This window comes from Xanthomonas protegens, from assembly GCF_038442435.1.
Taxonomy (GTDB): Bacteria; Pseudomonadota; Gammaproteobacteria; order Xanthomonadales; family Xanthomonadaceae; genus Xanthomonas_A; species Xanthomonas_A sontii.
The window spans coordinates 53,672-72,596 of record NZ_JAQJCQ010000016.1 but is presented as its reverse complement, the minus strand read 5'-3'; the positions used below and the strand labels follow the sequence as shown (position 1 = coordinate 72,596).

Sequence of the window (18,925 nt, the reverse complement as noted above, 5' to 3'; positions counted from 1 at the left end):
ACGCCCGCCGGAGGGCGGGCGTTGTCGGGTTTACTTCTTGGCCTTGGCCGGCAGCTTGCCGCTGCCGCCACCACCGGCAGTGGCCGGTTCGCCGTGGCGCTTGGTCATCCACCACTGCTGCAACAGACCCAGCGAGCCGTTGGTGACCCAGTACAGCACCAGGCCCGACGGCACGAAGGCCATCATCACGCCGAACACCAGCGGCATGAACTGCATCATCTTGGCCTGCACCGGATCCATGCCCGGCGACGGCGTCAGCTTCTGCGTCAGCCACATCACCGCCACGTTGATCACCGGCAGGATGAAGTAGGGATCGCGCGCGGTCAGGTCCTGGATCCAGGCGAACCACGGCGCCTGGCGCAGTTCCACCGACTCCACCAGCACCCAGTACAGCGCGAAGAAGATCGGCATCTGGATCAGCACCGGCAGGCAGCCGCCCATCGGGTTGATCTTCTCCTTCTTGTACAGCTCCATCATCGCCGTCTGGAACTTCTGCTTGTCGTCGCCGTAGCGCTCCTTCAGCTGCTGGATGCGCGGCTGGAATTTGCGCATCTTGGCCATGCTCTTGTACTGCGCGGCCGACAGCGGATACAGCATCAGCTTCAGCAGCACCACCAGGCCGACGATCGACCAGCCCCAGTTGCCGAGCAGGCTGTGCAGGTGGCTGAGGATCCAGAACAGGCCCTGGCCGAGCAGCGCCATCAGCGAGAAGCGGCTGTAGTCGACCACGCGGTCGAGGCCGCGCACGTTCTCCTTGGCGATCTGGCTGACCAGCTTCGGGCCGACCCACAGCCGCGCCTCGGTGCTGGCGCTGGCGCCCGGCGCCACGGTGAAGCCCGGGCCGCGCGCTTCGATCACATGCCGCGGGCCGTCGTTGGACAGCACGTACAGCGCCTGCTGGTCGGCCTGCGGGATCCAGCCGGTGAAGAAGTGGTGCTGCAGCAGCGCGATCCAGCCGCCGGAGATGGTCTGGTTGAGCGGGCCGTCTTCCAAGTAGTCCTTGAACGCGCGACGCTGGTAGCCGTCGGCCGGGCTGAACCAGGTGGCGCCGTTGAAGCTGAAGGAATCCGGGTTGGTCATGCCGCGGCTGACGATGGTCGGCACCCGGCTCAGCTTGCGGAACACGTAGCCCTGCCACGGCTTGCTGCCGTGGTTGACGACCTCGTCGCGCACCTGCACGGCGTAGTGGCCGCGCTGCAGGGTGTAGATGCGACGGATGGTGACGCCGTCCGGGCCGTTCCACACGAACGGCACCTGCAGGCTGTCCTGGCCCTTGGCCAGCACGTAGTCCTGGCCCGGATGCTCGGGGCGGAAGCCGCCCGGGCCCGGCGACGGCGAGTTGTGCTCGCCGACCCAGCCGCTGGTGGCGGTGTACGGATGCGCCGCATCCTCGGTCAGCAGCTGCACCGGCGGGCTGCCGGGCTGCTTGGTCTGCGGGAACAGCAACAGGTCGGCGTCGAATACGCTGCGGCCATCCAGGGTCAGGCGCAGCACGTCGGTGGTGACGGTGACCCGCGGCGCGGCGCTGGCCGCGGTGGTCTCAGGCGTGGTGCTGGCCGGCGCGGTGCCGGGCACCGTGGCCTGCGGAACGGCCGGCGCATGCGTGGCGCCGGCATCGGCGTCCTGCGCCGGCGGCACCGTGGTCGCCGCCGCGACCGTCGCCGCGGTGGCGTTCGGCGCGTGTTCCTTGTTCCACTCCATCCACAACAGCGCCGCGACCATCAGCCAGGCGAAAATCAGGAAAAGGCGGGTCTGGTTCATCGGACAGGCAAGCTCGGCTCAGCCAGAAGCAGGTTCTGACGTGGATGTGGGGGAAGAAGGACGATCGGGCGGCGGCATTGTGCCGTCCGCGGCCGGGGCCGGCAATGCGCCGGCGCGACGCAGCAGGCGCAGATAGGCCTGGCGCAGTTGCTCGCCGCTGGCCTGGGCGGCGGCGCTGCGCGCCACCACCACGTAATCGCCGGGCGCCAGCCACGGCAACAGCTGCCGCGTGGCCTCGCGCAGCACGCGCTTGATGCGATTGCGCACGACCGCGCGCTTGTCGACCTTGCGCGACACCGCCAGACCCAGCCGCGCCGGGTGCGGCGCACTGCGCCAGTGCAGGCTCATCAGCGGCTCGGAACAGCGGCGCGCGGCATCGAACACGACGCGGTATTCCGCAGACGTGCGAACCCGCGCAGAGCGAGGAAATCGCCTACGCGGGTCGGGATGATTCACGGTCCGGATTGCAGGCGCCGCCTGGGGCGGCGAAGCAATCAAGCGCTCAGGCGCTTGCGGCCCTTGGCGCGGCGACGGGCCAGGATCTTGCGGCCGTCGGCGGTGGCCATACGGGCACGGAAGCCGTGGTCGCGCTTGCGCTTGAGGTTGCTGGGCTGGAAGGTGCGCTTGGTGGCCATCGGGGCGCTCTGATCTGAATGGGGCGGAAAGAACCGGAAATTCTATAGGACCCCTCACGCCGCGGTCAACTCCCTGTATTGACGACGGCAATGGTCGGCCACGCCAGGCCTGTGGATGGATCTGTGAATAGCCGTGGGAAAACCATTCCCGACCCTGCGCGCCGGTGGTAGTCTGATCCATCCGCTTTCCTCTCCCACCGGCCGAATGCGCCGCGCCCGAGCGCGCCCTTCATGCCCGGTCTATCGACGAATTTAGATCTGATGGATGCTTGGCCCCGTTGCCTGGAACGTCTGGAAGCCGAATTTCCAGCCGAGGACGTTCACACTTGGTTGAAACCGCTGCAAGCCGAACAGCGCCATGACAACAGCATGGTGCTGTACGCCCCGAACGCCTTCATCGTCGAGCAGGTGCGCGAGCGCTACCTGCCGCGCATCCGCGAACTGCTGACCTACTTCGCCGGCAGCGGCGAGGTGTTGCTGCAGGTCGGTTCGCGCCCGCGTGCGCCGGAACCGGCGGCCGCCCCGCCCAGCGAGACCGCGGCCGCACGCACGCCGGCGCCGCCGTTGCTGGAGCCGTTCGCCGGCAACCTCGATTCGCACTACACCTTCGCCAACTTCGTCGAAGGCCGCAGCAACCAGCTCGGCCTGGCCGCGGCGGTGCAGGCCGCGCAGAAGCCCGGCGACCGCGCGCACAACCCGCTGCTGTTGTACGGCGGCACCGGCCTGGGCAAGACCCACCTGATGTTCGCCGCCGGCAACGCCATGCGCGAGCAGAATCCGAACGCGCGGGTGATGTACCTGCGCTCGGAACAGTTCTTCAGCGCGATGATCCGTGCGCTGCAGGACAAGACCATGGACCAGTTCAAGCGCCAGTTCCAGCAGGTGGACGCGCTGCTGATCGACGACATCCAGTTCTTCGCCGGCAAGGACCGCACCCAGGAAGAGTTCTTCCACACCTTCAACGCGCTGTTCGACGGCCGCCAGCAGATCATCCTGACCTGCGACCGTTATCCGCGCGAGGTCGAGGGCCTGGAGCCGCGGCTGAAGTCGCGCCTGGCCTGGGGCCTGTCGGTGGCGATCGATCCGCCCGATTTCGAGACCCGCGCGGCGATCGTGCTGGCCAAGGCGCGCGAGCGCGGCGCGGAGATCCCCGACGACGTGGCGTTCCTGATCGCCAAGAAGATGCGCTCGAACGTGCGCGACCTGGAAGGCGCGCTCAACACGCTGGCGGCGCGCGCCAACTTCACCGGCCGCGCGATCACCACCGAGTTCGCCCAGGAAACCCTGCGCGACCTGCTGCGTGCGCAGCAGCAGGCGATCGGCATCCCCAACATCCAGAAGACCGTGGCCGACTACTACGGCCTGCAGATCAAGGATCTGCTGTCCAAGCGGCGCACGCGCTCGCTGGCGCGGCCGCGGCAGGTGGCGATGGCGCTGACCAAGGAACTGACCGAACACAGCCTGCCGGAGATCGGCGATGCGTTTGCCGGGCGCGACCACACCACCGTGTTGCACGCCTGCCGGCAGATCAAGCACCTGATGGAAACCGACGGCAAGCTCCGCGAAGACTGGGACAAGCTGATCCGCAAGCTCAGCGAGTGAGCCCGGAGAGGACAGGGGCGGCACGCTGATCCACGCGCGCAGCGTGTACGTTCGGCGGCCACCTGGCGCCACGTGATAAATCGGTGCATGACTTCGCGACAAATCCGGGAGAAACTGTGGATAAAGCGCGACGCGGCGGCGACGGCAAAACTATCCACAGGTTTCCCCACCAGTTCCGGGACAGTAGTACACGGGATTGAGGGCGCTAAAAATCTTTTGTTTTCAGTGGTTTGAGCTACATTTGCACCGAATTTCGCTCTACCATCACCACCAAGCTTTTGATTTATTCCACATCTTTTAAAGCATAGGGGCACGGAACCACATGCGTTTCACACTGCAGCGCGAAGCCTTCCTCAAGCCATTGGCGCAAGTCGTCAATGTGGTCGAACGCCGCCAGACCTTGCCGGTTCTGGCCAACTTCCTGGTGCAGGTGCAGGGTGGCCAGCTGTCGCTGACCGGTACCGATCTGGAAGTGGAAATGGTCTCGCGCATTGCGGTCGACGATGCCCAGGACGGCGAAACCACGATCCCGGCGCGCAAGCTGTTCGAGATCGTGCGAGCCCTCCCCGACGGCAGCAAGGTCACCGTCTCGCAGTCCGGCGACAAGATCACCGTGCAGGCCGGGCGTAGCCGCTTCACCCTGGCCACCCTGCCCGCCAACGACTTCCCGTCGGTCGACGAAGTGGAAGCCACCGAGCGTGTGGTCGTGCCGGAAGCCGCGCTGAAGGAACTGATCGAGCGCACCGCGTTCGCGATGGCGCAGCAGGACGTGCGCTACTACCTCAATGGCCTGCTGTTCGATCTGCGCGACCAGACCCTGCGCTGCGTGGCCACCGATGGTCACCGCCTGGCGCTGTGCGAGACCGAGCTGGAGAACGCCGGCGGCGCCAAGCGCCAGATCATCGTGCCGCGCAAGGGCGTGACCGAGCTGCAGCGCCTGCTGGAAGGCGGCGAGCGCGAAGTCGAGCTGGAAGTCGGCCGCGCGCACGTGCGGGTCAAGCGTGACGATGTCACGTTCACGTCGAAGCTGATCGACGGCCGCTTCCCCGATTACGAAGCGGTGATCCCGATCGGTGCCGACCGCGAGGTCAAGCTGGATCGCGAGATCCTGCGCGCAGCGCTGCAGCGTGCGGCGATCCTGTCCAACGAGAAGTACCGCGGCGTGCGCGTGGAAGTCTCGCCGGGCCAGCTGAAGATCAGCGCGCATAACCCGGAGCAGGAAGAAGCGCAGGAAGAAGTGGAAGCGGACACCAAGGTCAGCGACCTGGCGATCGGCTTCAACGTGAACTACCTGCTAGATGCCCTGTCTGCGCTGCGCGAGGAGTTCGTGGTGATCCAGCTGCGCGACGCCAATTCCTCGGCGCTGGTCCGGGAAGCCAGCAGCGCCCGCTCGCGTCATGTGGTGATGCCGCTGCGTCTCTGACGGTTCCTGTTTCGTGTTCCACGTGGAACACGTGCGAAAGCGACCCGGCCTTCGTGCCGGGTTTTCTTTTTGTTGGGCTCCAAGATCAACGCTCCCGCACTGAGAGGGATTCGTTGCCACGGGAGGCCCGCGCAGCTTGCACCCTTGCATTACCCGGCCAAAACGCATCGGCCGTGACGGCCGTGACTGTGTCTGCAAAGAGACGGGCTCCGGCACCTCGGCGGGATCACCCCATTATCGAAGCGCCAGGAGACCGTGCGGCAAGACAACGTGCCTGTGATCGCCTGGCCGACCCTCTTACCCACGCCCCCCACCGTCCCGCGGGAGTCCGTCCTCCCAATGATGCGGAGGTTGCTGGCACGCAGCGCTGCCAGTTTCCCGAGGGCGGCCGTCCTGACAGCGCCCGTCAGCCGTTTTGGGTATGCTGCCGCCCTACCCCAAGCCCCGATCTGCGTGCGCCCGGTGCGAGCGCCCTCGCCTCTATCCCCGCATGCACGTCTCCCGCCTCGACTTCCATCACCTGCGCCGGTTCGCGGCGCTCGAGCTGGCGCCCGCGCCCGGACTGAACCTGATCACCGGCGACAACGGTGCCGGCAAGACCACGGTGCTCGAGGCGATGCACCTGATGGCGTATGGCCGCAGCTTTCGTGGGCGCGTGCGCGATGGGCTGGTCAGCCAGGGCCAGGACGCGCTGGACGTCTTCGTCGAATGGCAGGAGCAATCGGCTGAAGCCGGCGCGACACGCCGGCGCCGCGCCGGGCTGCGCCACAGCGGCCAGGAATGGCGTGGCCGCCTCGACGGCCAGGACGTCGCCCATCTCGGCACCTTGTGTGCGGCGCTGGCGGTGGTGACCTTCGAGCCGGGCAGCCACCTGCTGGTCAGCGGCGGCGGCGAGCCACGGCGCCGCTTCGTCGATTGGGGCTTGTTCCACGTGGAACCTGACTTCCTGTCCCTGTGGCGGCGCTACGCCCGCGCGCTCAAGCAGCGCAACGCCCTACTCAAGAGCGGCGGCAGCGGCGCGGCACTCGATGCCTGGGACCACGAACTCGCCGAGTCGGGCGAGCCGCTGACCTCGCGCCGCCAGGACTACCTGGACAGGCTGCTACAGCGCCTGCTAGCCCTTGCCCCGGATCTCGCCCCCGCGCTGGGCATCGCGCATCTGCAGTTCGCGCCCGGCTGGCGCCGTCAGGAGGTCTCGCTGTCCGATGCACTGTTGCTCAATCGGGAGCGCGACCGGCAACTCGGCTATACCTCCGCCGGTCCGCACCGGGCCGACTGGAGCCTCAGCTTCGCCGAGATCCCCGGCCGCGACGCGCTTTCCCGCGGCCAGGCCAAGCTCACCGCCCTGGCCTGCCTGCTGGCGCAGGCCGAGGACTACGCCGAGCAGCGCGGCGAATGGCCGGTGATCGCCCTGGACGATCTGGGCTCGGAGTTGGACCGTCACCACCAGGCCCGGGTGCTGGAGCGCCTGCGTGCCGGGCCGGCACAGGTGTTCGTCACTGCCACCGAAACCCCGCAGGCGCTGGCCGACGCCAGCCTGCCGATCGCTCGGTTCCACGTGGAACATGGACAGATCCTGGCGGTTTCCTAGGCCGCCGCGGGTCCGGCGGCCCGGGCTGCTATAATTTCCGCCAATCCCCTATCCAGCGGCGCGAACCGGCCCCGGCCTGTCTTCGCCGCCTCGTGGAGCCTACGGCACCCGCATGACCGACGAACAGAACACCCCGCCCAGCAACGGCAACTACGACGCCAACAGCATCACCGCCCTGGAAGGCCTGGAGGCGGTCCGCAAGCGGCCCGGCATGTACATCGGCGACGTCCATGACGGCACCGGTCTGCATCACATGGTGTTCGAGGTCGTCGACAACTCCATCGACGAAGCCCTGGCCGGGCACGCCGACCACGTCGCCGTGACGATCCACGCCGATGGTTCGGTGTCGGTGTCGGACAACGGCCGCGGTATCCCGGTCGGCAAGCACGCGCAGATGAGCGCCAAGCTCGGCCGCGAGGTCTCCGCCGCCGAAGTGGTGATGACCGTCCTGCACGCCGGCGGCAAGTTCGACGACAACAGCTACAAGGTGTCCGGCGGCCTGCACGGCGTGGGCGTCAGCGTGGTCAACGCGCTGTCGGAGAAGCTGCTGCTGGACGTGTTCCAGGGCGGCTCGCACTACCAGCAGGAATTCAGCAACGGCGCGGCCGTCGCGCCGCTGGTTCGGCTCGGCGAGACCACCCAGCGCGGCACCACCGTGCGCTTCTGGCCGTCGGTGGTGGCCTTCCACAACAACGTGGAATTCCATTACGACATCCTGGCCCGGCGCCTGCGCGAGCTGTCCTTCCTCAATTCCGGGGTCAAGATCGTGCTCGCCGACGAGCGCGGCGAGGGGCGCCGCGACGACTTCCACTACGAAGGCGGCATCCGCAGCTTCGTCGAGCACCTGGCGCAGCTGAAGACCCCGCTGCACCCGAACGTGATCTCGGTCACCGGCGAGCACAACGGCATCACCGTGGACGTGGCGCTGCAGTGGACCGACTCCTACCAAGAGACGATGTACTGCTTCACCAACAACATCCCGCAGAAGGACGGCGGCACCCACCTGGCCGGCTTCCGCGGCGCGCTGACCCGCGTGCTCAATACCTATATCGAGCAGAACGGCATCGCCAAGCAGGCCAAGATCAACCTGACCGGCGACGACATGCGCGAAGGCATGATCGCGGTGTTGTCGGTGAAGGTGCCAGACCCGAGCTTCTCCAGCCAGACCAAGGAGAAGCTGGTCAGCTCCGACGTGCGTCCGGCGGTGGAGAACGCGTTCGGCGCGCGCCTGGAGGAGTTCCTGCAGGAGAACCCCAACGAGGCCAAGGCCATCGCCGGCAAGATCGTCGATGCCGCCCGCGCCCGCGAGGCCGCGCGCAAGGCAAGAGACCTGACCCGCCGCAAGGGCGCGCTGGACATCGCCGGCCTGCCCGGCAAGCTGGCCGACTGCCAGGAAAAGGATCCGGCGCTGTCGGAGCTGTTCATCGTCGAGGGTGACTCGGCAGGCGGCTCGGCCAAGCAGGGCCGCAACCGCAAGAACCAGGCAGTGCTGCCGCTGCGCGGCAAGATCCTCAACGTCGAGCGTGCGCGCTTCGACCGCATGCTGTCCTCCGACCAGGTCGGCACGCTGATCACCGCGCTGGGCACCGGCATCGGCCGCGACGAGTACAACCCGGACAAGCTGCGCTACCACCGCATCATCATCATGACCGACGCCGACGTCGACGGCGCGCACATCCGCACCCTGCTGCTGACCTTCTTCTACCGGCAGATGCCGGAGCTGATCGAGCGCGGCTACGTCTACATCGGCCTGCCGCCGCTGTACCGGCTCAAGCAGGGCAAGCAGGAGCTGTACCTGAAGGACGACAACGCGCTCAATGCCTACCTGGCCAGCAGCGCGGTCGAAGGCGCGGCGCTGGTACCGGCCAGCAACGAGCCGCCGATCACCGGCGCGGCGCTGGAGAAGCTGCTGCTCCTGTTCGCCAGCGCCAACGAGGCGGTGGCGCGCAATGCGCACCGCTACGACCCGGCGCTGCTGAGCGCGCTGATCGACCTGCCGCCGCTGGACGTGGCCCAGCTCGAGAGCGAAGGCGAGACGCATCCGAGCCTGGACGCGCTGCAGGCGGTGCTCAACCGCGGCAGCCTGGGCTCGGCGCGCTACAGCCTGCGTTTCCAGGCCTCCAATGCGCAGCGCCCGGCCACCCTGCTGGTGGAGCGCCGGCACATGGGCGAGGAGACCACCTACGTGGTGCCGATGGCGGTGTTCGAGAGCGGCGAGCTGCGGCCGCTGCGCGAGATCGCGCGCGAGCTGCATGGGCTGGTGCGCGAGGGCGCGCAGATCGTGCGCGGCAACAAGACCCAGGCCATCACCAGCTTTGCCCAGGCCTACGCCTGGCTGTTCGAGGAGGCCAAGAAGGGCCGCCAGATCCAGCGCTTCAAGGGCCTGGGCGAAATGAACGCCGAGCAGCTGTGGGAGACCACGGTGAACCCGGACACGCGCCGCCTGCTGCAGGTGCGCATCGAGGATGCGGTCGCCGCCGACCAGATCTTCAGCACGCTGATGGGCGACGTGGTCGAACCGCGCCGCGACTTCATCGAGGAAAACGCGCTGAAGGTCGCCAACCTCGACATCTGACCCTGGCGGTCCCCGCCCTGGCGTGCGCCGGGGCGGGCGTCCCGCTGTGCCTTCCGCCCGCTTCCGCACAGGATCGCGATGACCGCACCGCCGTTGCCCGCCACCCCGCTGCCGTTGCCTTCCGCGCCGCCGGCCCGCCCGCGCCGGCCGATCCTCGGTTTCTTCCTCGACGTGCTGCTGGCGGCGGTGGTGCTGCTGGCGGTGAGCGTGCTGTGCGGCCTGATCTGGGGCGTGATCCGCGGCTTCCAGCTGGCGATGGAGCTGAAGGCGCAGGGCGTGCCTGCCGATCGCCTGGCCGCGCTGGTCGCGCAGCAGGTCGGCCAGCCGGGGGCGCTGGCGCAGTTGCTGATCGCCTTGGTCAGCACCCTGTCCGCGGCGCTGCTGCTGTACTTCCTGCGGCGCCCGGCCAGCGCCGCCGAGCGCCGCGCCTCGTGGCAGGCGGCGCGCACACCCTCGACCTGGGGCTGGGTGCTGCTGGTCGCGGTCGGGGTGTTCGTCGGCAGCGCGGCGATCTCCGCGCTGGCGGCGCAGATCGGCATCAAGCCGGTGCCGACCAACCTGCCGCTGATGCAGGACGCGATGGCGCAGATGCCGCTGTTCCTGTGCGTGTTCGCGATTGTGATCGCGCCGGCCTACGAGGAACTGCTGTTCCGCCGCGTGCTGTTCGGGCGGCTGTGGGATGCGGGCCGGCCGCGGCTGGGCATGCTGCTCAGCGGTGCCGCCTTCGCCCTGGTGCACGAGGTGCCCGGGACCACCGGCAACGGGCTGGCCGAGACCGCGCAGCTGTGGCTGGTCTATGGCGGCATGGGCGCCGCGTTCGCCTGGCTGTACAAACGTACCGGCACCCTGTGGGCGCCGATCGCCGCGCATGGGCTCAACAACGCCATCGCGGTCGCCGGACTCTACTGGTTTGGCGCAACCTGAAGGTTTGTTTGACGAAATGTTAAGACGCGGCCCCCCACACTGCGACGCGTGTTAGGAGGGGGGACCGTATGAAGCAAGTGGTACTTGGCGCATCGCTCGCGATGCTGCTGGCAGCGTGCGCGACGACGACATCGCCAACCGGGCGCACCCAGGTCGTGGGCGGCATCTCGCAACAACAACTCGACCAGATGGGCGCGCAGGCCTTCGCCGAAGCCAAGGCCAAGGAACAGCTGGACACCGATCCCAAGCGCAATGCCTACGTGCGCTGCGTGGTCAACACGCTGGTCGCGCAGCTGCCCGAGCAATGGCGCGGCACCGGCTGGGAAACCGCGCTGTTCAACGACAAGGAACCCAACGCGTTCGCCCTGCCCGGCGGCAAGGTCGGGGTCAACAGCGGCATCTTCAGCGTGGCCAAGAACCAGGACCAGCTCGCCGCCGTGCTCGGCCACGAGATCGGCCACGTCATCTCGCGTCATCACGAAGAACGCATCACCCGCCAGCTCGGTGCGCAGGCAGGGCTGAGCGTGATCGGCGCGTTGGCCGGTGCCCGCTACGGCCAGGGCGCGGCCGACACCGTCGGCCAGGTCGGCGGCATGACCGCGCAGACCCTGTTCCTGCTGCCCGGTTCGCGCCAGCAGGAAACCGAAGCGGATGTCGTCGGCCAGCGCCTGATGGCGCAGGCCGGATTCGACCCCGCGCAGGCGGTGGATCTGTGGAAGAACATGATGGCCGCCGGTGGCGAACGTCCGCCGCAATGGCTGTCCACCCACCCCGATCCCAGTGCCCGCATCGGCGAGCTGCAGCGCGACGTCGCCGCGCTGGAACCGGTGTATGCGCAGGCGCGCAGCGCCGGCAGGACGCCCAAGTGCGGCTGAGTCGTTCGTCGTCCCTGTGCCCGTCGTCGGCACTGTCACAGAAAACGCATCCAAAAACGTTTTCACGGCGTACAGGTTTCTGATAGGTTTGCTGGCTCGGCCGAGGAATGGCCGCTCCGTCTTCCGTGCCGCTCCGGGCGGTTTCCACCGAGGTGACCCATGAAATTCCGCATTCGCAAGCAAGCGTTGTTGTCCCTGGTGATCGCCGCCGCCCTCGGTGGCGCGGTGGTGACCGATGCCGCTGCGCAGAGCGATCGCACCGACCACCGCTCCTCGCGCAATGCGAAGAACGAGAAGGCCGCGGTGCTGTTCCCCAATGCCGAGCGCAAGGAGCCGACCGGCAAGCCGTCGTCCAAGCTCGGCAGCAAGCTGCAGAAGCTGATCGACACCTACAACAAGGGCGAGGACTACGCGTCGGTGCGCGCCCAGGCCGATGAGATCCTGGCCAACAGCGGTGCCAACGAGTACGACAAGTCGGTCGCCGCGCAGCTGGCCGCGCAGGCCGCCTACAACCTCGACGACAGCAAGGCCGCGCAGGCCTATCTGAAGCAGGCGATCCAGTTCAACGGCCTGGACAACAACGGGCACTACCAGTCGATGCTGATGCTGGCGCAGCTGCAGCTGCAGGACGAGCAGACCGCCGAAGGCCTGGCCACCCTCGACAAGTTCCTCGCCGAAACCAAGTCCACCCGCCCGGAAGACCTGATCCTCAAGGGCCAGGCCCTGTACCAGGCGCAGCGCTACCAGGAAGCGATCCCGGCGCTGAAGCAGGCGATCGCCGCGTCGCCGGAGCCGAAGGACAGCTGGAACCAGCTGCTGATGGCGTCCTACGCCGAAGCCGGCCAGACCGGTGAAGCGGTCAAGGCCGCCGAGGCACTGGCCGCCAAGTCGCCCAACGACAAGAAGGCCCAGCTCAACCTGGCCAGCATGTACATGCAGGCCGACCAGATGGACAAGGCCGCGGCGGTGATGGACAAGCTGCGTACTTCCGGTCAGCTGACTGACGAGAAGGAATACAAGCAGCTGTACTCGATCTACGCCAACACCGACGGCCACGAAAAGGACGTCATCGCGGTCATCAACGAAGGTATGCAGAAGGGCATTCTGAAGCCGGACTACCAGACCTACCTGGCGCTGGCGCAGTCGTACTACTACACCGACCAGCTGCCGCAGGCGATCGAGAACTGGCAGAAGGCGGCGCCGATGTCCAAGGACGGCGAAACCTATCTGAACCTGGCCAAGGTGCTGCATTCGGAAGGCCGCGTTGCCGAGGCCAAGCAGGCCGCGCAGCAGGCACTGGCCAAGGGCGTCAAAAAGCCGGAAGACGCCAAGAAGATCATCAACCTGAAGTAGCACGCAAAAAAAGCCCCCGATGACCAGTGCTGAAAGTAGTGCAGGTAACAGGGATTGGTATAAGCTTGGAGGTTCCTGCGGTGTCATCCCCGCGTGAACTTGGGTTCCGCTCCACAGCGGAATCCGCCCCCCTTTAATCGAGTCATTGGCGCATGACGGAACAACTGGTCATCCATCGGCAGTACGACAAAGATGACGCCTCCGGCCTCAGCTGGCCGCGCATCATCGGTATTGCCTTCGTAATCGCGCTGCACCTTGCAGCGCTGATGTTGCTGCTGATTCCGGCCGTTGCGCCCAAGGCGGTGGCGGAGAAGGAACGCAACATCATGGTCACCCTGGTGGACGCACCGCCGCCGCCTCCCCCGCCGCCGCCGCCGCCGCCGAAGCCGCCGGAAACTCCGCCGCCGCCGGTGAAGAACCTCGCGCCGCCGAAGCCGACCCCGCTGCCGCCGCCGCCGGAAGCCCCGGTGATCGACGTGCCGGAGCCGCGCCCGAACGACGTGGCCACCCCGCCGTCGCCGCCCGCGCCGCCGGCCGCACCCTCCGACATCAGCGCTAGCGTCGATATTTCGTCGAAGAACATGAACCCGCCGAAGTACCCGCCGGCTGCATTCCGGTCGGGCGCGCAGGGCGAGGTGATCCTGATCATCGATGTCGATGCCAGTGGTAACGTCACGAACGTTGCCGTCGAGAAATCCAGCCGCAACCGCGACCTGGACCGCGCCGCCATGGAAGCAGCGCGCAAGTGGCGGTTCAATGCCGCTGTCGTCAATGGACAGAAGACCGCCGGCCGCGTCCGCGTCCCGGTCAACTTCGCGCTGAACTGATACAAAGGTTGCGCGGACCGGCGCACCGCCGGTCCGCAAACCCTGTCTACTCTTTGCACCACCCTCATCACCACCACACACAACAAAGGTAAGCGTCATGCTGCAGGAAATTTTCATCGCCGCTGCTGCGGGGGGCAACAACGCATCGAACGCCCTGTCGCAGATGGGCTTCGAGCACCTGATCACCGAAATGACCTCCAAGCCGGGTGACTTCGCCGTCTCCTGGGTGGTGCTCATCACCCTGATCATCATGTCCGCCTCGTCCTGGTACTGGACGATCATCAACATCTTCCGCGCCACCCGCCTGAAGAGCCAGGCCGACCGCGTCACCAGCCTGTTCTGGGATACCCCGAACGCCCAGGACGCCATCCGTGCGATGGAAGAGCAGCCGGCCTCCGAGCCGTTCTCGAAGATCGCCCTGGACGCTGCGCAAGCCGCCGCGCACCACCAGCGCGCCGAAGCCGGCACCGGCACCGGCCTGGGCGAGACCCTGAGCCGTTCGGAGTTCGTCGACCGCGCCCTGCGTCAGGCCGTGACCCGCGAAAGCACCAAGCTGCAGTCGGGCATGACCCTGCTGGCGACCGTCGGTGCGACCGCGCCGTTCGTCGGTCTGCTGGGTACGGTGTGGGGCATCTACGGTGCGCTGATCAAGATCGGTGCCACCGGCTCCGCCTCGATCGACGCCGTGGCCGGCCCGGTCGGTGAAGCGCTGATCATGACCGCGATCGGTCTGTTCGTCGCGATCCCGGCCGTGTTCGCCTTCAACTTCTTCAGCAAGGTCAACAGCTCGGTGATCGCCAAGTTCGACACCTTCGCTCACGACCTGCACGACTTCTTCGCCACCGGTTCGCGCGTTCGCTGATCCCGGCTAAGTCGTCCACGCAACGTTAACGGAGCCCGTTATGGCTTTCAGTAGTGGTAACAGCGGCGGCCCCATGGCCGACATCAACGTCACGCCCCTCGTGGACGTGATGCTGGTGCTGCTGATCATCTTCATCATCACGGCACCGCTGATGTCCCACAAGGTCAAGGTGGAACTGCCCCAAGCCAACTTGAAGCAGGATCCGGACAAGGACGACAAGCGTTCGAATCCGATCACCCTGGCGGTCAAGGAGGACGGGTCGCTGTACTGGAACGATGAGCCGATTTCCAAGGAAGCCCTGGAATCGCGCTTCTCGACCGCCGCACAGCAGACCCCGCAGCCGCCGCTCAACCTGCGTGGCGACCGCACCACCAAGATGCGCACGATCAACGAGATCACCAAGATCGCGCAGAGTCAGGGCATGCTGGACGTCGGCTTCGTTGCGACCAAAGAGAAGGGGAACTGAGCCATGGCGTTCAGCTCAGGAGGCGGCCGTGGTCCCATGGCCGACATCAACGTCACGCCGCTGGTCGACGTGATGCTGGTGCTGTTGATCATCTTCATCGTGACCGCGCCGATCATGACGTATCCGATCGACGTGGATCTGCCGCAGCGGGTCATCAACCCGCCGCCGCAGTTGCGCGATCCGCCGCCGCCGATCGATCTGCGGATCGATGCGTCGAACCAGGTGTTCTGGAACAACAGTCCGGTGGCGGTGACTGCGCTCCCGCAGATGATGGAAAACGAAGTACAGCGCGATCCGACCAACCAGCCGGAACTGCGCATCGATGCCAATCCGGATTCCGAGTACGAAGTGATGGCCAAGGTGCTGGCCGCCGCCAAGAACTCGGACATGAAGAAGATCGGCTTCGTGCAGCAATAAGCTTCACCGCAATTCGCTTCACCGCAACACCTCAGTCATGACGCGACTGCAAACGCCACCGGCAACGGTGGCGTTTTTTTATGCGCGCACGCTGGCTGCCCTGCCCGACAATGTCCGCCGTCGGCCTGGCGTGTGGCGTGACGTGCCGTCCAGCCTCGCTGGAGGCCCCGCGCGTTCGCCCCCCACCCGACCTGAGCGACTGGACGTTCCTCCGTGCCAAACCGAAGCACGTCCGCCTGTCGCCCCCTCGCGCACCGCCGCAACACGGGTGTAGGCTGGTGACGCGACACCACACCCACAGGAGGCTGGCCATGGCGTTCAGTGCTGCAGGGAATCGGGGACCGCTGGCGGAGATCAATGTCACTCCGCTGGTCGATGTGATGCTGGTGCTGTTGATCATCTTCATCGTCACCGCGCCGATGCTGACGCGGACGATCACCATGGACCTGCCGCAGCGGACCCACGCGCCGCTACGCCTGTTGCCGCCCCCTGAGCCAATCCAGTTGCGCCTGGACGCCAGTGGCCAGTTGTTCTGGAACGCGGCGCCGCTGTCCTTTCGCGATCTGCAGCCGCGGCTGCAGGAGGCGATGGCGCAGGCCAGCGACAACCCGCCCGAACTGCGTGTCGACGCCAGTCCGGATGCCGACTACGAGGCCATGGCCAAGGTGCTGGCCGCGGCCAAGAACGCCGACGTCCAGCGCATCGGCTTCGTGCAGTAACAGGCGGCCTGCGGCGCGACGCCACCGTTGCCGGTGGCGTCGCCCACGCCGGGAAGCCGCGCGGTCCCGCTTGCGGGAGACAGCGAACGCCCAGGTCGATCGCATTGCGCCGATCGCGACGGCCTTGCCGCACGCGATCGCTGCGCTCGCGACGCGGGCAAGTTCCAGGGAGCCAGGCCGCGTTGTCGGCCTCGCTCAGCGTGCCCCGGCCAGCACCGCCAGATACGCCTTCACCGTGGCGTCGAGCCCGGCGTACAGCGCCTCGCCGATCAGCGCGTGGCCGATCGACACTTCCAGCACGTCCGGGACTGTCGCCAGGAACGCGCCAAGGTTGGCCTGGGCCAGATCGTGGCCGGCGTTGACGCCCAGCCCGGCGGCCTGCGCGCGACGTGCGGCCGCGGCGAACGGCGCGGCCGCCGCACTGTCGCCCTCTTCCCACGCGGCGGCATAGGGACCGGTGTACAGCTCGATGCGGTCGGCGCCCAGTTCGGCCGCCACCGCCAGGTCGGGGTTGTCGGCATCGACGAACAGGCTGACCCGGCAGCCCAGGGCCTTCAGTTCGGCGATCAGCGGGCGCAGGCGGTCGCTGTCGCGGCCGAAGTCGAAGCCATGGTCGGAGGTGAGCTGGCCGTCGCCGTCGGGTACCAGGGTGGCCTGCGCCGGGCGGGTCTGCGCGCACAGGGCGATCAGCCCCGGATAGCCGGGACGCGGCGGCGCGAACGGGTTGCCCTCGATGTTGAATTCGACGCCGCGCTCGCGGGTCAGTTCGGCCAGCGCCAGCACGTCTTCGGCATGGATGTGGCGCCGGTCCGGGCGCGGGTGCACGGTGATGCCGTGCGCGCCGGCGTCCAGGCAGGCGCGTGCCGCCTCGAGCACGCTGGGCAGGTCGCCGCCACGCGAGTTGCGCAGCACTGCGATCTTGTTGACGTTGACGCTGAGCTTGGTCATCGCCGGTGCGCCGCTTACGGCGCCGTGGCGTCGTCGCTGGCGGCGGCCGCGGCGCGGCGCGCCTCGGCCTGCTCGCGCAGGCGGCGCAATTCGGCCGGGTCGATCATCGGCATCGCGTCGCGCTGGCTGGCGTCGCCGATCTTGGCCACGTACCAGCCGCGCGCCCAGGCCAGCAGGAACGCCAGCGCGGCCAGCAGGCTCACCACCAGCAACCACATGTGCGGCGTCGTGAACGCCAGAACGAAAGCACCCAGTGCGAGCGGCAGAAAGAGCCAGTACATGACGATCTCCCCAAGGATGGCGCAGTGTAGCGCCGCCGGGCGTGCCGGTTCCACGTGGCACCGCGGCCGGCGCGCGGTGATTCGGGCGCCGGGGTGCCGTGGCGCCCGCCGCTACAGCAGCGGCGAGGTCAGCCGCGCCACCGCCTCCGGCAGCCGGTAGCGCCACAGCGAGCGCTTGCGGTCGTCGCGCACGCGCACCGCGTCGGCCATCTCCCCTTCCAGCAGCTCGGCCAGCTGCCGGGTCAGCCCACGGTCGCGGAACAGCGTGGCGACCTCGAAATTGAGCCGGAAACTGCGGTTGTCGAAGTTGGCGCTGCCGACCAGGCACAGGTCCTCGTCGGTGATCAGCGCCTTGGTGTGCAGCATGCGCGGGCCGTACTCGTAGATCCGCACGCCGGCCTGCAGCAGCTCGTCGAAGTACGAGCGCGCGGCCAAGGTCACCAGCCGCGAGTCGCTGCGCTTGGGCACCAGCAGGCGCACGTCCAGGCCACCCAGCGCCGCCGAGGTCAGCGCCATGCGCGCGGCCTCGCCCGGCACGAAGTACGGCGTGACCAGCCACACCCGCCGCTGCGCCTCGTAGATCGCCGCCACCTGCAGGCGATGGATGCTTTCCCACGACGAATCCGGCCCCGACACCAGCACCTGCGCCTGGATGCTGCCGGCGTCGCGGCTGGGCATGTCGCTGGGCCAGATCCGCGCCATGTCGAAGGCGTCGCGGCCCTGGCGGGTGGCGTACAGCCAGTCCTCCACGAACACCAGTTGCAGGCTGCGCACCACGTGGCCCTCGCAGCGCAGGTGCAGGTCGCGGTAGGCGTCGGCGCGCAGCGCCTCGTTCTCCTCGTCGGTGACGTTGATGCCGCCGGTGAAGGCGATGCGGCCGTCGATCACCACGATCTTGCGGTGGGTACGCAGGTTGACCCAGGGCCGCTTGAACTTGAACGGCCGCAGCAACTGGGTGGGATGGAACCAGGCCACCTCGGCGCCGGCCTCCAGCAGCGGCCGCAGGAAGCGCTTGCGCACCTGCGAGGAGCCGACCGCATCCAGCAGCAGCCGCACCCGCACGCCGGCGCGGGCGCGCTCGACCAGTGCGTCGCGGATGCGCGTGCCGGTGCGGTCGGGATTGAAGATGTAGTACTCCAGGTGCACGTGGTGCTGCGCGGCGCCGATGTCGCGCAGGATCGCCTCATAGGTCGCCGCGCCGTCGACCAGCCACTGCACCGCGGTGGCCGAGCTCGGTGCCAGGCCGGTGGTGGCCTGGGCGATCTTGGCCAGCTCGGTGCAGTCGGCGTCGGGTGGGCACACGCTGCTGTAGTGTTCCATGCCCGAGCGCGAGCGGCCGCGGCGCAGGCGCTGCCGTTTCACCTTCTGCGGGCCGAGCAGGTAGTAGATGACGAAGCCCAGGTAGGGCAAGGCGGCCAGCGACAGCACCCAGCTCAGCGTCGCCGCCGGCTCGCGCTTCTGCAGCACGATCCAGCCGCTCAGCCACAGGATGTAGAGCAGGTAGGCGGCGGTCAGGTAGGCGCCGATATGCGGAATACCGGTCAGCCGGTCCCAGGTATTCTGCAGAGTCGCGATCACGAGCATCGGCGGATTCTAGAGGGTGACGCGGAGCTTGCGGCGAAGGCGGTGCCGGCCCGGCACCGCGGCGACCGCCCGGATCGCGTGG

Annotated in this window: 18 protein-coding genes; 12 read left to right on the top strand and 6 right to left on the bottom strand. The window is 67.6% G+C overall.

What is annotated here, in order from left to right; all coding sequences use genetic code 11:
• Positions 1–30: 30 nt before the first annotated feature.
• From yidC to rpmH, 3 genes are read right to left on the bottom strand one after another with little or no spacing between them, the layout of a single operon-like run.
• Positions 31–1,761, bottom strand: coding sequence for a membrane protein insertase YidC (gene yidC, locus PIQ37_RS17145; protein ID WP_342074381.1), 1,731 nt, complete (start codon positions 1,759–1,761; stop codon positions 31–33).
• Between the two features lie 18 nt (positions 1,762–1,779).
• Positions 1,780–2,217, bottom strand: a complete 438-nt coding sequence (rnpA, locus tag PIQ37_RS17140; RefSeq protein ID WP_026143608.1) for a ribonuclease P protein component — start codon at positions 2,215–2,217, stop codon at positions 1,780–1,782.
• A gap of 38 nt (positions 2,218–2,255) precedes the next feature.
• The gene (gene rpmH, locus PIQ37_RS17135) at positions 2,256–2,396 is read right to left on the bottom strand and encodes a 50S ribosomal protein L34 (RefSeq protein ID WP_003469983.1); all 141 of its coding nucleotides are present in this window, start codon (positions 2,394–2,396) and stop codon (positions 2,256–2,258) included.
• A 261-nt stretch (positions 2,397–2,657) separates the two neighbouring features.
• On the opposite strand from rpmH, the gene dnaA reads away from it, so the two are divergent.
• The 12 genes from dnaA (at position 2,658) to PIQ37_RS17075 (ending at position 16,030) form a co-directional block, all read left to right on the top strand.
• The gene (gene dnaA, locus PIQ37_RS17130; protein ID WP_026144198.1) at positions 2,658–3,998 is read left to right on the top strand and encodes a chromosomal replication initiator protein DnaA; all 1,341 of its coding nucleotides are present in this window, start codon (positions 2,658–2,660) and stop codon (positions 3,996–3,998) included.
• Positions 3,999–4,320: 322 nt separating this feature from the next.
• Positions 4,321–5,421, top strand: coding sequence for a DNA polymerase III subunit beta (dnaN, locus tag PIQ37_RS17125; protein WP_017911750.1), 1,101 nt, complete (start codon positions 4,321–4,323; stop codon positions 5,419–5,421).
• A 490-nt stretch (positions 5,422–5,911) separates the two neighbouring features.
• Positions 5,912–7,012, top strand: coding sequence for a DNA replication/repair protein RecF (gene recF, locus PIQ37_RS17120; protein ID WP_342074380.1), 1,101 nt, complete (start codon positions 5,912–5,914; stop codon positions 7,010–7,012).
• Positions 7,013–7,124: 112 nt separating this feature from the next.
• On the top strand, positions 7,125–9,587 hold the full coding sequence (gene gyrB, locus PIQ37_RS17115; RefSeq protein WP_153751409.1) for a DNA topoisomerase (ATP-hydrolyzing) subunit B: 2,463 nt from the start codon (positions 7,125–7,127) through the stop codon (positions 9,585–9,587).
• A gap of 78 nt (positions 9,588–9,665) precedes the next feature.
• Complete coding sequence (locus PIQ37_RS17110; protein WP_342074379.1) at positions 9,666–10,511, top strand: CPBP family intramembrane glutamic endopeptidase; 846 nt, start codon at positions 9,666–9,668, stop codon at positions 10,509–10,511.
• Positions 10,512–10,579: 68 nt separating this feature from the next.
• The gene (locus tag PIQ37_RS17105; RefSeq protein ID WP_342074378.1) at positions 10,580–11,386 is read left to right on the top strand and encodes a M48 family metallopeptidase; all 807 of its coding nucleotides are present in this window, start codon (positions 10,580–10,582) and stop codon (positions 11,384–11,386) included.
• 159 nt (positions 11,387–11,545) lie between these two features.
• Positions 11,546–12,739 (top strand): tetratricopeptide repeat protein, encoded by a 1,194-nt coding sequence (locus PIQ37_RS17100; RefSeq protein ID WP_342074377.1) that lies wholly within the window; start codon positions 11,546–11,548, stop codon positions 12,737–12,739.
• A 152-nt stretch (positions 12,740–12,891) separates the two neighbouring features.
• Positions 12,892–13,566 carry an energy transducer TonB gene (locus tag PIQ37_RS17095; RefSeq protein WP_242082628.1) on the top strand — a complete coding sequence of 225 codons (675 nt, stop codon included), beginning with the start codon at positions 12,892–12,894 and terminating at the stop codon, positions 13,564–13,566.
• 97 nt (positions 13,567–13,663) lie between these two features.
• The gene (exbB, locus tag PIQ37_RS17090) at positions 13,664–14,428 is read left to right on the top strand and encodes a TonB-system energizer ExbB (RefSeq protein WP_010340667.1); all 765 of its coding nucleotides are present in this window, start codon (positions 13,664–13,666) and stop codon (positions 14,426–14,428) included.
• A 40-nt stretch (positions 14,429–14,468) separates the two neighbouring features.
• Complete coding sequence (locus PIQ37_RS17085; protein WP_010340666.1) at positions 14,469–14,894, top strand: ExbD/TolR family protein; 426 nt, start codon at positions 14,469–14,471, stop codon at positions 14,892–14,894.
• Positions 14,895–14,897: 3 nt separating this feature from the next.
• The gene (locus PIQ37_RS17080; RefSeq protein WP_026143210.1) at positions 14,898–15,311 is read left to right on the top strand and encodes an ExbD/TolR family protein; all 414 of its coding nucleotides are present in this window, start codon (positions 14,898–14,900) and stop codon (positions 15,309–15,311) included.
• A gap of 311 nt (positions 15,312–15,622) precedes the next feature.
• Positions 15,623–16,030, top strand: coding sequence for an ExbD/TolR family protein (locus PIQ37_RS17075; RefSeq protein WP_342074376.1), 408 nt, complete (start codon positions 15,623–15,625; stop codon positions 16,028–16,030).
• Positions 16,031–16,225: 195 nt separating this feature from the next.
• Here PIQ37_RS17075 and PIQ37_RS17070 read toward each other — a convergent pair whose 3' ends face one another.
• From PIQ37_RS17070 to cls, 3 genes are all read right to left on the bottom strand, one after another.
• On the bottom strand, positions 16,226–16,978 hold the full coding sequence (locus tag PIQ37_RS17070; RefSeq protein ID WP_342074375.1) for a pyridoxine 5'-phosphate synthase: 753 nt from the start codon (positions 16,976–16,978) through the stop codon (positions 16,226–16,228).
• A 14-nt stretch (positions 16,979–16,992) separates the two neighbouring features.
• Positions 16,993–17,259, bottom strand: a complete 267-nt coding sequence (locus PIQ37_RS17065) for a hypothetical protein (RefSeq protein WP_267098921.1) — start codon at positions 17,257–17,259, stop codon at positions 16,993–16,995.
• Positions 17,260–17,370: 111 nt separating this feature from the next.
• The gene (cls, locus tag PIQ37_RS17060) at positions 17,371–18,843 is read right to left on the bottom strand and encodes a cardiolipin synthase (RefSeq protein ID WP_267082408.1); all 1,473 of its coding nucleotides are present in this window, start codon (positions 18,841–18,843) and stop codon (positions 17,371–17,373) included.
• Positions 18,844–18,925 lie beyond the last annotated feature (82 nt).